This window comes from Rhodococcus sp. WMMA185, from assembly GCF_001767395.1.
GTDB lineage: Bacteria > Actinomycetota > Actinomycetes > Mycobacteriales > Mycobacteriaceae > Rhodococcus_F.
On sequence record NZ_CP017014.1, the window covers coordinates 2,808,755 to 2,822,314 of the forward strand.

The 13,560-nt window shown below is 64.7% G+C and carries 14 protein-coding genes and 1 pseudogene; 2 read left to right on the forward strand and 13 right to left on the reverse strand.

Going from position 1 to position 13,560, the window contains the following annotated elements:
• Nucleotides 1-93 precede the first annotated feature (93 nt).
• Nucleotides 94-1,671 (forward strand): annotated as a pseudogene (locus BFN03_RS12620) (acyl-CoA dehydrogenase family protein); the annotation flags it as partial.
• On the opposite strand, the gene BFN03_RS12625 reads toward BFN03_RS12620, so the two are convergent.
• From BFN03_RS12625 to BFN03_RS12665, 9 genes are all read right to left on the reverse strand, one after another.
• Nucleotides 1,603-1,974: a hypothetical protein gene (locus tag BFN03_RS12625; protein ID WP_070379282.1), complete on the reverse strand. Its 372-nt coding sequence runs from the start codon at nt 1,972-1,974 to the stop codon at nt 1,603-1,605. The pseudogene BFN03_RS12620 and the gene BFN03_RS12625 overlap by 69 nt on opposite strands.
• Complete coding sequence (locus BFN03_RS12630; protein WP_070380887.1) at nt 1,971-2,405, reverse strand: hypothetical protein; 435 nt, start codon at nt 2,403-2,405, stop codon at nt 1,971-1,973. Before BFN03_RS12630 ends, BFN03_RS12625 begins: the two co-directional genes overlap by 4 nt.
• 90 nt (nt 2,406-2,495) lie before the next feature.
• Nucleotides 2,496-3,086, reverse strand: a complete 591-nt coding sequence (locus tag BFN03_RS12635; protein WP_070379283.1) for a hypothetical protein — start codon at nt 3,084-3,086, stop codon at nt 2,496-2,498.
• Between the two features lie 51 nt (nt 3,087-3,137).
• Nucleotides 3,138-4,112, reverse strand: coding sequence for a porphobilinogen synthase (gene hemB / locus BFN03_RS12640; protein ID WP_070380888.1), 975 nt, complete (start codon nt 4,110-4,112; stop codon nt 3,138-3,140).
• A 77-nt stretch (nt 4,113-4,189) separates the two neighbouring features.
• Nucleotides 4,190-5,755: a uroporphyrinogen-III synthase gene (locus BFN03_RS12645; protein ID WP_070379284.1), complete on the reverse strand. Its 1,566-nt coding sequence runs from the start codon at nt 5,753-5,755 to the stop codon at nt 4,190-4,192.
• A gap of 75 nt (nt 5,756-5,830) precedes the next feature.
• Nucleotides 5,831-6,796 carry a hydroxymethylbilane synthase gene (gene hemC / locus BFN03_RS12650; protein ID WP_070379285.1) on the reverse strand — a complete coding sequence of 322 codons (966 nt, stop codon included), beginning with the start codon at nt 6,794-6,796 and terminating at the stop codon, nt 5,831-5,833.
• Nucleotides 6,793-8,277 carry a glutamyl-tRNA reductase gene (locus BFN03_RS12655; RefSeq protein ID WP_070379286.1) on the reverse strand — a complete coding sequence of 495 codons (1,485 nt, stop codon included), beginning with the start codon at nt 8,275-8,277 and terminating at the stop codon, nt 6,793-6,795. The genes hemC and BFN03_RS12655 overlap by 4 nt, the downstream gene beginning before the upstream one ends.
• Nucleotides 8,274-9,140 carry a redox-sensing transcriptional repressor Rex gene (locus BFN03_RS12660; RefSeq protein WP_070379287.1) on the reverse strand — a complete coding sequence of 289 codons (867 nt, stop codon included), beginning with the start codon at nt 9,138-9,140 and terminating at the stop codon, nt 8,274-8,276. Before BFN03_RS12660 ends, BFN03_RS12655 begins: the two co-directional genes overlap by 4 nt.
• A 140-nt stretch (nt 9,141-9,280) precedes the next feature.
• Entirely contained in the window at nt 9,281-9,541 is a 261-nt protein-coding gene (locus BFN03_RS12665) for a glutaredoxin family protein (RefSeq protein WP_070379288.1), read from the reverse strand.
• Between the two features lie 182 nt (nt 9,542-9,723).
• On the opposite strand from BFN03_RS12665, the gene BFN03_RS12670 reads away from it, so the two are divergent.
• The gene (locus BFN03_RS12670; RefSeq protein WP_070379289.1) at nt 9,724-10,707 is read left to right on the forward strand and encodes an HAD family hydrolase; all 984 of its coding nucleotides are present in this window, start codon (nt 9,724-9,726) and stop codon (nt 10,705-10,707) included.
• A 28-nt stretch (nt 10,708-10,735) separates the two neighbouring features.
• Here BFN03_RS12670 and BFN03_RS12675 read toward each other — a convergent pair whose 3' ends face one another.
• The 4 genes from BFN03_RS12675 to BFN03_RS12690 form a co-directional block, all read right to left on the reverse strand.
• Complete coding sequence (locus BFN03_RS12675) at nt 10,736-11,755, reverse strand: lysophospholipid acyltransferase family protein (RefSeq protein ID WP_070379290.1); 1,020 nt, start codon at nt 11,753-11,755, stop codon at nt 10,736-10,738.
• A complete protein-coding gene (locus BFN03_RS12680) occupies nt 11,752-12,795 on the reverse strand; it encodes an NAD-dependent epimerase/dehydratase family protein (RefSeq protein WP_084385776.1) in 1,044 nt (347 codons plus the stop codon). The genes BFN03_RS12675 and BFN03_RS12680 overlap by 4 nt, the downstream gene beginning before the upstream one ends.
• Nucleotides 12,796-12,994: 199 nt before the next feature.
• Nucleotides 12,995-13,096, reverse strand: coding sequence for a 30S ribosomal protein bS22 (locus BFN03_RS20225; RefSeq protein WP_003402602.1), 102 nt, complete (start codon nt 13,094-13,096; stop codon nt 12,995-12,997).
• A gap of 194 nt (nt 13,097-13,290) precedes the next feature.
• Nucleotides 13,291-13,527 carry a helix-turn-helix domain-containing protein gene (locus BFN03_RS12690; protein ID WP_070379292.1) on the reverse strand — a complete coding sequence of 79 codons (237 nt, stop codon included), beginning with the start codon at nt 13,525-13,527 and terminating at the stop codon, nt 13,291-13,293.
• Between the last annotated feature and the right edge of the window lie 33 nt (nt 13,528-13,560).

Below are 13,560 nucleotides of genomic sequence, written 5' to 3' on the forward strand. Positions count from 1 at the left end.
ACCCGAACGTACGCAGGGTCGTTGGGCTACTCGTGCACTACCCACCACGTGACGCGATTCCTCCCGGCCCTGAAGGACCGGGGTTCCTCGCTAGCTACCGCTGAAACGGGACACGGCAGTGACGTGCAGGCCCTCGAGACCACCGCCACCTACGACGCGGAAACTGGCGAATTCGTCATTCACTCCCCCACCCCGTCTTCGCGCAAGGACTACATCGGCGGGGCCGCAGAGCACGCGACCGTGGCGGCGGTGTTCGCACAGCTGATCACCGAGCCGGATGGTGGCGCCGGAGGGGCCGGCGGCCAGACACAGGGCGTGCACTGCTTCGTAGTGCCGATCCGGGACGCGGACGGCAACGATCTACCCGGCGTCCACACGTCCGACTGTGGGCACAAGGGCGGGCTCCCCGGGGTAGACAACGGCCGAATCATGTTCGACCACGTTCGCATTCCGCGGGAAAACCTGCTCGACAGGTACGCGCAGGTCGCCGAGGACGGCACGTACTCATCGCCGATCGACAACGCCAACCGCCGCTTTTTCACGATGGTGGGCACATTGGTGCGCGGCCGCGTCACCGTCGGCGGATCCGCGGGCGCGGCGGCTCGCGTCGCGTTGTCGATCGCTACTCGATATGCGCTGCAGCGCAGGCAGTTCAACGCAGCCCAGGGCGAGGAGGAGGTGCTGCTGATGGACTACCTCGTCCACCAGCGCCGACTCTTCCCGCTGATCGCGCGGTCGTACGCGTTGCAGTTCGCGCAGAACGAACTCGTCGCCAGGATGCAGGAAGTGCAGGGCAACGACGACACCGACCCGCAGGCACAGCGGGAGCTCGAAAGCCGCGCCGCCGGCCTCAAGGTCGCGAACACCTGGCACGCCACCCGCGCGATCCAAGAGGCGCGCGAAGCTTGCGGGAGCGCCGGGTACATGGCCGAGAACCGGCTGACGGCGTTGAAGGCGGACACCGACGTGTTCACCACCTTCGAGGGAGACAACCACGTCCTGACCCAGTTGGTCGCCAAGGAATTGCTCACGTCCTACGCGGACGAGGTACAGGGAATGAGCCCCGTCGAGTGGATGCGCTTCGCCGCCACCACCGTCTCCGACCTCGTAAAGACCAGAACCGCAGCCCAGCAGATCATCCAGACAATCCTCGATACCCGGCAGGACAACGAAGAAGACGGCAGCCTCTTCAACCGCGGCACCCAGTTGACGATGTTCGAGGACCGCGAGCAGTACCTCCTGTCGACGGCGGCCAGGCGTCTCCAGGCTGCACAGAAGCGGGAGGAGAACCCGTTCGACGCGTTCAACTTCGTCCAGGACCACGTCCTGCACGCCGCGCACGCCCACATCGACCGAGTCGTGCTCGAGGCGTTCATCGCAGGTATCGACGGATGCGAAGACGACGCGGCTCGAGACGTGCTCAGCGACGTCTGCGACCTCTACGCACTGAGCGTGATCGAAGAAGACAAGGCATGGTTCATGGAACATCGGCACCTGTCGGTGGAACGCTCGAAAGCAGTGCAGCGGGGCATCAACGAGCGCTGCCGGTCGCTGCGGCCCCACGCAGAGACCTTGATCGCGGGGTTGGGGGTTCCCGAGGCCCTACTCGGCTCCGCGATGATCGACGGTCCGGGGACCGACGCCGTCCGCAAGACCCAGAACGTCCGGTGAGGAAGGCTCGTCCGGTGAGGAAGACTCGTCCGGTGGGGAGGACGGCCCGGCATGTTCGTCCACCGGGCCGGATCGGAGCCTGCGCACAGAATCGATCACCAACAGGCCAGACACGGTGACCAGCCCCGCGGCGAGCGCGATCCATGCACCCGAATATTCGGTTCCTTCGTAGGAGGGCTGACCGGGCGCCACGGGGCTGAACTCAGCGGTGACCTGGGCAAGGTTCCAACACCACACCGCCAGGACGAGTCCGGCCAAAGCCCCGATCCACTCGAGGGCGACCGTCACTGTCCGTCGGTTCATTCCCGCGACCCTCCCGTCGATTTTGCAAGCAGTGATTCGAGTTGTTCGCGCAGGCCCTCGTCGTCCTTTGCCCATGCCTGGACCAGAGCACCATTATTCAGGCGCAACCCGATCCCCGAACGTCGGCGGGGCACCGCCGACAGCTCGCCCAGCGACCGGGCCGTCTCCCACGGTTGATGGTCGCGTGCCTCGGGATCAGCAGGAGGCATGATCTTCACGATCTCGGTGATCGGCAAGTCCTCGGTACCTTGCCGCAGCGTCGACGACGTCAATTCCACACTGGCGTGTCTGCGTGCCGCCACTACCTGAACTGAGATGAATCCGCTGAGCAGCGCCGCGAACAACGGCAGCGCAAACCAGTGCACCACGGGTCCGGTCAACAGTTCGACGACCAACGCGATCAAGCAGAAAATCGGGCCGAACGCCACCATCCGCCAGCGGGCCCCTGGCTCACTGAACAACACTTCGTCAGGCACGAGCGAACCATCCTTCAACACTCTCGACTTGCGCCATGTGCGGAACTACTCGTCCGAGGGAGGCAAGCGTAGGAAGTATGCCGTGGAGTCCTTGCGGTGCATCAGCACGATGGCGCCGACGGCCGCAACTGCCTGGAGGATCTGCACGCCGCCGAGGACAAGTGCGCCGCTGCCGCCCGATCCGGTCGCGGACACCGCCATGATGGCCCACGCGACGATCGTCGCGCAGCCGAGCGTCAGCAGCATTCTGGCCCAGTTTCGACCTTTCCGCATGAAATGCACGAACAGCAAGAACAGGGTGGTGAACAACAGGATGAAGACCCCGAGCACTCCGATCCCCACGTAGAACAGATTCTCGGCGGCGGTGCGGCTCAGGTCGATCTCGTTCGACGTGACCCGGGGATCGCTCAGCAACTGGTCGACGAACGTCGACTTCTCTCCCAGTATCACGATTGTCCCCACCAGCGCCTGGATAAGACCCAGGCCCGCAACCGCCCACAGCAATTGCGCGGCGGTACCCACATCCACCGGAACCGGACGCTCGGGCTTCGATTCAGGAACCGGCGGCGGGTACGGGAGATTATTCGGAGACGGGCCCTGTTGGTGAGGCGGAGTTGGAGGCCACTGCTCGGTCATGACAACTACCGTATCCGGCGCGCGCCGCCACTGAAGCGTCGGCAGAGGGCATCACAACCAACCCGCCGCCTCTGTGGCCCAATAGGTCAGCACAATATCGGCGCCTGCGCGGCGGATACTCGTAAGCGATTCGAGGATCGCTGCGTCCCTGTCGATCCAGCCGTTCTGGGCGGCAGCGGTGATCATCGAGTACTCACCCGAGATCTGGTACGCCGCTACCGGTACCGGCGAACGATCAGCTGTCTCGCGCACGATATCCAGATACGACATCGCCGGTTTGACCATCACGATGTCGGCGCCCTCTGTGAGATCGAGGTCCACCTCGCGCAACGACTCGCGCCGATTGGCCGGATCCTGCTGGTATGTTCTGCGATCGCCCTGCAAGGAAGATCCGACGGCCTCCCGGAACGGGCCGTAGAACGCCGAAGCGTACTTCGCCGAGTAGGCCAATTGCCCGACGTCTGTGTGGCCCGCGCCGTCCAGGGCCCTCCGAATGGCGGCCACCTGACCGTCCATCATTCCACTGGGGCCGAGTAGATCGGCACCCGAATCAGCCTGGGCGACTGCCATATCCACATACCGTTGCAACGTGAGGTCGTTGTCGACCACACCGTCGACACCAAGGACCCCACAGTGACCGTGATCGGTGAACTCGTCCAGACAGGTATCTGCCATGATCACCGTTGCGTCTCCGACTTCGTCTGCAAGCCAACGCAATCCACGGTTCAAGATGCCCCCCGGATCAGAAGCACCCGAACCGTCGCCGTCCTTGTCTTCGGGCCTGGGCACGCCGAAGAGCATGATTCCGCCGACACCTGCCTCGACTGCCTGCGTAGCCGCACGCCGCAGCGAGTCCGGCGTGTGCTGGAAGACGCCGGGCATCGACGAGATCTCCCGTGGCGCTTCGATACCGTCCGCAACGAACATCGGCAGCACTAGATGCCGTGGTTCGAGCGAAGTCTCGGCCACGAGTCTGCGAAGCGCCTGTGTACGGCGAAGCCGTCTCGGTCGGTAGGTCGGATACACGAACTCGCCCTCCATCGTCAGGTCTGTGGGTGGTTGACGAGCCTGCGCTCGTCAACCCCTCACGTCTCGCGCAGTGCCTATCGCCGAGCGCGAGACTTCTTGCGAGGCGGGGGCAAGGCACCCTCCGCCCGCAGCCGCGCCGCATGTTCGGCAAGAGCCTCTACCAACGGGCCGACCTGGGCGGTCTCCGGTCGGACGTCCACACGCAGCCCGAACTCGATGGCAGTCTCGGCTGTCTTGGGGCCGATGCAGGCGACGAGGGTGCGCGCATGCGGCTTTCCGGCGATACCCACCAAGTTCCGCACCGTCGAAGACGAGGTGAAGCAGACTGCGTCGAATCCACCGGTCTTGATCATCTCGCGGGTCTCGGCCGGCGGCGGCGCGGCGCGGACTGTGCGGTATGCGGTGACGTCATCGATCTCCCAGCCACGCTCACGCAGGCCCTCGGCCAAGGTCTCGGTGGCGATGTCTGCACGCGGCAACAGCACCCGATTGACCGGGTCGAACACGTCGTCGTACGGCGCGAACTCGGCTAGCAGACCTTCGCTCGACTGTTCACCAGTCGGCACGAGCTCGGGGTTGATTCCGAACGAACGCACCTTGGCGGCGGTGGCCTCACCGATGCAGGCGATCTTGACACCGGAGAAGGCACGGGCATCGAGTCCGAACTCCCCGAACTTCTCCCATACCGCCCGCACCGCATTGGTGGAGGTAAAGACGACCCACTGGTAGCGACCGTCGACCAGACCCTTGACCGAGCGCTCCATCTGAGCCGGGCTGCGTGGTGGCTCGACAGCGATGGTCGGCACCTCCATCGGGATGGCGCCGTGCGTGACGAGACGGTCGCTCATTTCACCGGCCTGGTCCTTGGTGCGGGGCACCAGAACCTTCCAGCCGTACAAGGCTCTCGACTCCCACCACGACATCTTGTTGCGCTGGGAGACGACCTTGCCGACCGTGACGATCAGCGGCCCGACGAGTTCGGAACCGGCCTCGTTCAACGTGGCGAGCGTTGCCTCGACAGTGCGCTGCTGCCTGGTAGTACCTCGGACCGTGATGGCAACCGGAGTTTGCGGCGCCAGGCCGTGTTCGACGAGGGCGCTTGCAGTCTCGGCGAGGTGCCCAGACGTGGCGTGCAGCACGAGCGGTCCGGGTGCGGCCGCGAGTGCGGGCCAGTCGACCTCACCTCGAACATCGGCCTCCGTGTGTCCTGAGCCGAGCGCCATACCTGCGTAGGAGGGCACAGAGGAAGCGGACGGCAGACCCGGCAGGACCTCGAACTGCACCTGGGTCCGGGCGACGGCGGCGACTTCGGCGATAACGGAATCGGTGGTCAGCGGGTCACCGGACACCAAGCGCACCACGTCATGGCCGTTCTTGGCCTCGTGGACGAGGGTCTTCGCGACTTCTGCCGGCTCGCCCAACGCGGGTCGGACCTCGGCATTTCGCTCACCAGTCTCTGGGTCGACGCCCAAGTCGGCACCCACCAGAACCGTGACGCCCTTGTCGACGTCCGGGTCAGTGAACGCCAGCGCCGCTGCGGCGAGGACGTCGCGCGCGCGAACGGTGAGCAGCGCCGGATCACCCGGTCCCGATCCCACGAACAGGATTCGTCCGGGGGTGTTCTTACGGACTCGGCTCATCGGTAACTCTCCAGTGCGATCTTATGTCGAAATGAGGACGGGAAGCGGATCGGCCGACCAGTCGGCCTTCGCACATCAAACATCGGCATCACCGGCCTCGGTGATATTCATCAGATCCCGCGCGCCGAGTTCGAGAAGCTCCCTCGCGACGGACCGGCCGAGTTCTTCAGCGTTGTCCGGGGAACCGACGGCCCCCGTGCGTATGACATCGGAACCGTCGATGGCTGCCGCGCAACCACGAACGGACAGTTCATCGAAGACATTGCCCTCGTCGTCGAGTGATTCGACGACCTCGGCGATGGCCCCGACGGGCGCGGTGCAGCCGGCCTCGAGCTCGGCGAGTAGTGCGCGCTCCGCGGTAACGGCCGCACGGCTACGTGGCTCGTCGAGTTCCGCAAGAATCGCGGCGAGCGCCTGGTTGTCCGAACGGCACTCGACTGCCAGCGCGCCCTGCGCGGGCGCGGGCAGCATCTGAACGGGCTCGATGGACTCGGTGATCAGATCCAGACGTCCGATCCGCGCCAATCCGGCGCGCGCAAGCACGACGGCGTCGAACTCGCCGGACTCGACCTTCCCCAGCCGGCGCTGCAGGTTGCCGCGCAGCGGACGGACATCGAGGCCGAGGCCGAGGGCACGAAGTTGGGAGATGCGCCGCGGGGCGGAGGTGCCGATCTTGGAACCAGCAGGGAGTTCACCGAGAACCAACCCGTCACGTGCCACGAGGGCGTCGCGAGGGTCCTCCCGCGGCGGAATGGCGGCAATGGTGAATCGCTCGTCGCGGGCGGTCGGAAGGTCCTTGAAGGAGTGCACTGCCACATCGACCCTGCCGTCCAAGAGGGCTTCGCGCAGCTCTGCCGTGAAGACGCCGACCCCGATTTTCTCCACAGAGTCCATCGACTGATCGCCCTTGGTCGCGATGATCACGAGTTCGGCGTCGTGCCCGCTCGAGATCAGCGCGTCCCGGACGGTTCCAGCCTGGGTCGTGGCAAGCTCGCTCCCCCTGGTTCCGATCCGCAGGGTGCGGGTGCCGACGGCGTTCATGCCTGCGATTCCTTCCCCTGGTCGTCTCCCGCGACGAAGTGTCGCAGGCGCGGGTCCCGGCCGGAGGCAAAACCGTCAAGGCTCTCGAGCATTGCCAGGTCGGCAACGTCACCACCTGCCAGGTCCGCAACGTCACCACCTGCCAGGTCGGTGGCGCCGAGATCGGTCGGCTTCGCCACGGCATCGACGGTCCCGGGGCTGAGTTCGAAGAGTTCCCGCAGTGCTGCCGCATAGGAGTCGCCACCGGGCGCGGAAACAAGTTGCTTGATTCGGACCGTGGGTGCGTGCAGAAGCTTGTCGACCACTCGCCGGACGGTTCGCGCCACCTCTTCGCGCTGCGGATCGTCGAGCCCAGGCAGGCGAGAGTCCAGTCTGCCGAGTTCGGCTTCGACCACGTCCGCGGCCCGCTGCCGCAGCGCCGTGACCGTGGGCGTGACCTCAGCCAGTCTCTGACCGGCGAGGTAGTTGCCGAGTTCGCTCGCAACGATGTTCCGGGCGGCCTCGGCGTCGGATGCCGCGGCGCCCGCCCCAGGATCGCGCTGCAGGGACTCCATATCGAGTACTGCGACACCGGGCAGGCCCGACACCGCGTGCTCCACGTCGCGAGGCAGCCCGAGATCGCAGATGACCAGAGGCCTTTCGGCGGCACGACCCGGTTGCGCCAGTGCACGGTGGGCGTCCGCGAGTGTGACGACGGCCCCGACCGCGCCGGTGCAGGTCACCAGAACGTCTGCCTGCGCCATCACCACAGGGAGTTCGCTGAGCATGTGGGCGGCGGACTCGACGCCGTGAGACCTGGCGGTCTCGGCCAAATGCTCCGCTCGCTCTCTGGTGCGGTTGACGACGGTGATGCGACCGATACCGGCGCGCGTGAGGTGCGCAACCGCGAGACCGCCCATCGACCCGGCCCCGACCACAACGGCGTTGCGCCCGGCCAAGCCCCCGCTTCCGACGATTCCGGCCGCTCGGTCGAGCGCCACCGACACGACGGACGCACCGGCGGCATCGATGCCAGTCTCCGAATGCACCCGTTTTCCAACGCGCAGAGCCTGTTGAGCGAGTTCGTGGAGCGTACGACCCGCAGCCTGCTGGGCGTCGGACGCTGCATACGCAGTCCTGATCTGGCCCAGGATCTGCTGCTCACCGATCACCATCGAATCGAGTCCGCTGGCCACCGCGAACAGGTGCTCCGCCGCGGCGTCGCTGTACCGCACATAGGCGTGCTGATGCAGGTCGGTGAGGTCCAGACCGGAATGGTCCGCAAGCAATTCGCCGACGTCGGTCAGCGCACCGTGAAACGCGTCGACGGCGGCGTAGATCTCCACCCGGTTGCAGGTGGAGACAACCATGGCCTCCGAGATGTGAGCCGACGCCAGAAGTTTGTCGATCAACTTCGGTCGATCGGTGTCGGTTACGGCGACTCGTTCGAGGACCGGCACAGGGGCCGTCCTGTGCGAGACCCCAACAAGCAGAACACTCACGGCGCGATCACTGATCCATTCCTTGATGAGGTGGAAGAGAGAGCGGAATGCCCGATGTGCACACTGGGTGCCGCCGTAGACGATTCCCTGTTCCGGGTTGGCCCGGTTTCGGTATTGCGTGCGCTGTTGAACGAGAGAACCTGCATTTCGACCGCGAGGTCGACGTGACGCGTCTCTACATGATCAGGAACGTCGAGCAACGTCGGGGAGAAGCTGAGAATGCAGCGCAATCCGGCACCGACAAGACGGTCGGCCACTTCCTGGACCGCCTCGTCCGGCGTCGAGATGACACCGAGAGTGGCTTCGAGTTCCAGGCACGCCTGTTCGAGTTCGTCGACATGCCGCACCTCTAGGTCGCCGACCGGCATACCGACCCTCGCAGGATCGCTGTCGAACAGGCCGACCATGGAGAATCCGCGACGGCCGAACCCGGGATAGCGAGCGAGCGCCTGACCGAGGTTTCCGACGCCGACGAGGACCACGTTGTGCCCGCGGTCCAGACCGAGCGTGCATTCGATGCGGGCACGCAAACGGGTTACGTCATAGCCGACGCCACGGACACCGTTCGGCCCCAAGAAGGAAAGGTCCTTGCGGAGCTTGGCAGATCCCACACCCGAAGCCGCGGCGAGTTCCTCACTCGACACGGTCGTCATGCCACGATCGGCGAACACTCCGAGGACCCGCAGGTAAGTCGCGAGGCGAGTCACCGTAGCCTGGGGGATATCCCGTAATTCGGGGAGCGTAGATTCGTCGGAGAGGGAAGGCACGGGAGACGGTTCGACTACGCCCGTCGCATCAAGGGTCGCAGCCCCATGCGTCTGGTGCGTTTCGGTCACGTCGTTGGCTCCTCGTCCGACCGGCATTCGATGCCGTCTTCACGGTGCTCCGGGAAATTGTTGACACCACGGTAACTGCTTGTGAACGCCTGCACAAAGTCGCTGACGACTGCGCCACATGCGGTTCTACCTGCGCAGCATCACAGGATGCCCCTCTTAGGGTCGACTTACTTGCGCAAGTCCGCCCGAAGACGCTCTTCGTCCACCTCCCAGTAACTGTGCTCACGTCCGTCGAGCAGAATCACGGGCAATCGGTCGCCGAATTCGGCACGCAATTCCGGATCCTCGTCCGCCGCCTGATCCACGTCTATGCACGTCAGTTCCAGCCCGAACTCTTCGCAGAGAACCAGCAGCCGCTCACGGGCCGGCTCGCACGCGCCGCATCCCGCCCGCGTGAGAAGCGTCACCTTATGTTCGACGTCGTTCATTCGCTCCACTTCCTTTCGGTGCTTCGAGTAGAGCCACTGTGCCGCTCGAGGGCAGCCCGACGCCAGTCGGCTCGGAGATGAACGTCACACACTTACGCCGCGGGCCTCCATCGGGCCGCCCAGTGTCCATTACGCGGGATAGGCTTCTCCACACAAGCTTTCTTGCGACACGGGAGGTACGAGTGCCTGCGCGATCACTACCGAACGGCACCGGATTCGGCTCGGGTCTGGCTGGGATCATTCTCCCCGGCCGACGTCAGTTCAGGAATCCGCTGGGCCCCAGCGAGGCCGAGGTACGCGCAAATGTCGCAGGCGAGGCGAGCGCGGATGCGGCCCTCGCCCATGTGTCGTCCGGTACCGACACCGAAGTCGAAGAGCCTGACATCCCGCTGGACCTGACCGCAGCAGCGTTCTTCGACGTGGACAACACGATGGTGCAGGGCGCCTCGATCATCCACTTCGCCCGCGGGCTCGTGGCTCGCAACTACCTCAAGACGTCGGATCTGATGGACTTCGCGTGGAAACAGGTCAAGTTCCGGGTGACCGGCAAGGAGAACAGCGAAGACGTCGCCTCCGGCCGCGAAAAGGCCCTCTCCTTCGTCGCAGGGCGCTCGACCGCCGAACTCGCCCGACTCGGTGAAGAGATATACGACGAAGTGGTCGCCGACAAGATCTGGCCAGGTACCCGCGCACTGGCCCAGATGCATCTCGACGCCGGACAGCAGGTGTGGCTCGTCACGGCGACCCCCGTGGAACTGGCGCAGGTCATCGCGCAGCGACTCGGTCTGACGGGCGCACTCGGCACGGTGGCCGAGAGCGAGAACGGCCGATTCACCGGTCGCCTGGTCGGCGACATTCTCCACGGCCTCGGTAAGGCTCATGCCGTGCGCGCTTTGGCCGTGCGCGAAGGGCTGGATCTCAGACGCTGCACGGCGTATTCCGACAGCCACAACGACGTGCCCATGCTCTCGCTGGTCGGCACCGCCGTCGCCATCAACCCGGACACTGATCTCCGTGAACTTGCGAAGAATCGGGGTTGGGAGATCCGCGACTTCAGGACGGGGCGCAAGGCCGCGAAGATCGGCGTCCCGACGGCACTGCTCCTCGGTGCTGCCGGCGGGGCACTCGCGGCGGTCGTCGCGCGCCGCCGCGAGCACGTGGCCTGAGCACGCCGCTCGATTCCCGGAAAGTGGATCAGCCGAGGAACGCGTTCCGGCGTTTGGCCAGAAGCCGATACAGCGTTTGCTGAATGGTCTCTCGGACGTGGTCGGTGACCTCGAACAGTTCCATCGGATCGTCTGCGGCCGACGCATCGTAGGAGTCGGTGACGATCGGCTCGCCGAACTCGATGTACCACTTCGACGGCATCGGGACGAGACCGAGTAGTCCGAAGTGCGGAAACAGCGGGGTCACCGGGAAGTACGGCAGGTTCAGGAGCCGGGCCAGCGTCCCGAGTTCGCCGATCTTTGGATATATCTCCTCGGAACCGACGATCGAGCACGGAATGATCGGTGCCCCGGTCCGCATGGCTGCCGACACGAAGCCACCGCGGCCGAACCTCTGCAGTTTGTACCGCTCGCTGAACGGTTTACCGATTCCCTTGAACCCTTCCGGAAACACAGCCACAGCCTCGCCCTCGCTCAGAAGTCGAACCGCATCCGGGTTGCAGGCGAGCGTGTGCCCCGCTTTGCGAACGATATCTCCGACCACCGGCATCTCGAACGCCATGTCGGCCACCAGCATTCGCAGCGGTCGATGCGCCGGGTGATGATCATGCACGGCGACGGAGGTCATCAATCCGTCGATGGGAAAGACACCGGCATGATTCGCGACCACCAGTGCGCCCCCCGTCATCGGAATGTTCTCCAGTCCGCTGACCTCCACGCGGAACCATTTGTCGAACAGCGGCCTGAGCAAGGGGAGCCACACGTTCTCGGTGAAGTGCGGGTCGTACCCGAAGTCGTCGACGTGATAGTCGCCCGACAGACGGCGCCGAAGGAACTCAGCGGCATGGATGATCTGCTCGGCCATAGCATTCCGGACGGCGGCCGTCGACGAGGATTCCGCGGCAAACTCGGGAGAGGTGACCGAGGCGGATCTGGGCATCCCGGAAGGATGCCGACTCTCGCCCTGCTCACTCTCCGTACGTCTGGCTCCAGCCCCGCGTGCGCCTGCCACTCCGCGTATCGGAATGACCTTCGCCACTTCGTTCACCTCTCCCCTTTCGCCGTACCGGTCAGAGTGAGTAGTGCATCCTCGGTCGCGTCCACCCATTCCTTCTTGATGATCGCCTCGACCCCCGTTGCACGAGCGAAATCGTCAAGGGCCTGTACCGAGGTCCACCTTGGTTCGAAGGATAGTTCGGTTCTCATGCGAGTGGTGTCGAGCCCGCAACCGAAGTGGAAGTAGTCCAGTTGTTCGTCGGTGAACGAGCGCATCACCGGCCCCATGACTGCGCGCCCCACACTTCGGAACAATGCGAACGGCATCGGTACCTGGACGCGTCCAGCGCGGCGTATGGCCTGCGACAGCATGACGACACCGTCCCCGGCGATGTTGAATGTCCCCGCCGGACCCGACACGGTCGCCTTTTCCAACGAGGCAAGGGCGTCTTCCTCGTGCAGCACCTGTAGTCGAGCGTCGCGGCCGAGGATCGTTGGAACCACCGGCGCTGTCAGAAACTGCGCGACGGTTGCGTTGAGGCGAGGTCCGACCAATGGGGCGAGGCGCAGAATCGACACGGCGATGTCGTGTCGCCTGCGTCCCATGCCGCGAAGATAGCCCTCGATCTCGATGCAGTCTCGCGCGTAGGCACCCGCCGGACGCTGTCGGGCGCTCATCTCTTCCGTGAACTTGACCGGGTCTTTGGCGCTGCCACCGTAGACCACGGAGGCCGAACGCAATACGACCTTCTTGACTGTCGGAGCCTTCTGGCAAACCGCGAACAGCTGCATTGCGCCGATAACGTTTTCGTCTTTCATCGCAGCTCGACTGCCCGATTTCGGTGGTCGTGCCAGGGTCGAGACGTGCACGACTGTGTCGACCTCGGCGTTGCGAATAACCTTGCCGATCAAAGGGTTCCGAATATCGGCACGCACGAATTCGGCACGACCCATGCGACGCAGCATGTCCTTGCTCGGCGATACAGTGTCGACCGCGATGACGCGCTCGATATCCGGATTCTGGGCCAGCCTCGTCACCAGGTACCCTCCCAGAAACCTGCTCGCCCCTGTGACCAGCACGACGCGAGGCACCGTCGCCTGCGCAGAGCAGTCTTCGCCACTCACAACCACCAGAACCCCCGATCTTGTAGTGAGTGAGCTCAACCATACGGGGAACGGGGAGATAGCGCTCATCTCGGTGGGAATTGGGCGCTTCGAGCTGTTCGAGCAATTCGTCCGGGACGACGAATGCCCGCCATCTGTCAGATGGCGGGCATTCGGATGCGACGGCTTACTTGCCGAGTTTCCTGCGTTGCACTCGGGTGCGCCGAAGCAGCTTGCGGTGCTTCTTCTTCGACATGCGCTTGCGTCGCTTCTTGATCACTGAACCCATGGCGGGTGTCCCTCACGTTCTTCTCTAGCGTTCCTGCGCACGCCGGTTACGTACGCCTGCGCCTCTCTGGCGCCTGGGCCTCGACTTAACTAGCTCAGCGCCTTACGACACCAGCTGGCTGGTACGACAGTCGCTAATCGTACCGGTGCGGGTCGCCTGGCAGAAACCGAGGTCACCCTCTTCGCGCCGATCGGTCAACCGGCATCGAAATACGAGGTCTCGAGGTAGTCGTGCACAGCTTTCGCATGCACTCTGAACGAACGACCCACACGGACGGCGGGCAACTCGCCGCTGTGCACCAACCGATACACAGTCATCTTGGACACTCTCATCAATGCCGCTACCTCGGCGACGGTGAGAAATTGCGTTCCGGCCAGGGCCGGTTGCCCGTCAGGGTCTGAGCCCTTGGACGGCTTCTTTTCAGTCATCATCAACCAATACCTCCGGCACGTGTCGCGCCGCCG

Coding starts and splice junctions, on each gene's coding strand:
- BFN03_RS12625 (WP_070379282.1), bottom strand. CDS start 1,974: ATGAACCGACGGACAGTGACGGTCGCCCTCGAGTGGATCGGGGCTTTG.
- BFN03_RS12630 (WP_070380887.1), bottom strand. CDS start 2,405: ATGGTGGCGTTCGGCCCGATTTTCTGCTTGATCGCGTTGGTCGTCGAA.
- BFN03_RS12635 (WP_070379283.1), bottom strand. CDS start 3,086: ATGACCGAGCAGTGGCCTCCAACTCCGCCTCACCAACAGGGCCCGTCT.
- BFN03_RS12645 (WP_070379284.1), bottom strand. CDS start 5,755: ATGAGCCGAGTCCGTAAGAACACCCCCGGACGAATCCTGTTCGTGGGA.
- hemC (WP_070379285.1), bottom strand. CDS start 6,796: ATGAACGCCGTCGGCACCCGCACCCTGCGGATCGGAACCAGGGGGAGC.
- BFN03_RS12660 (WP_070379287.1), bottom strand. CDS start 9,140: ATGCCGGTCGGACGAGGAGCCAACGACGTGACCGAAACGCACCAGACG.
- BFN03_RS12665 (WP_070379288.1), bottom strand. CDS start 9,541: ATGAACGACGTCGAACATAAGGTGACGCTTCTCACGCGGGCGGGATGC.
- BFN03_RS20225 (WP_003402602.1), bottom strand. CDS start 13,096: ATGGGTTCAGTGATCAAGAAGCGACGCAAGCGCATGTCGAAGAAGAAG.
- BFN03_RS12690 (WP_070379292.1), bottom strand. CDS start 13,527: ATGATGACTGAAAAGAAGCCGTCCAAGGGCTCAGACCCTGACGGGCAA.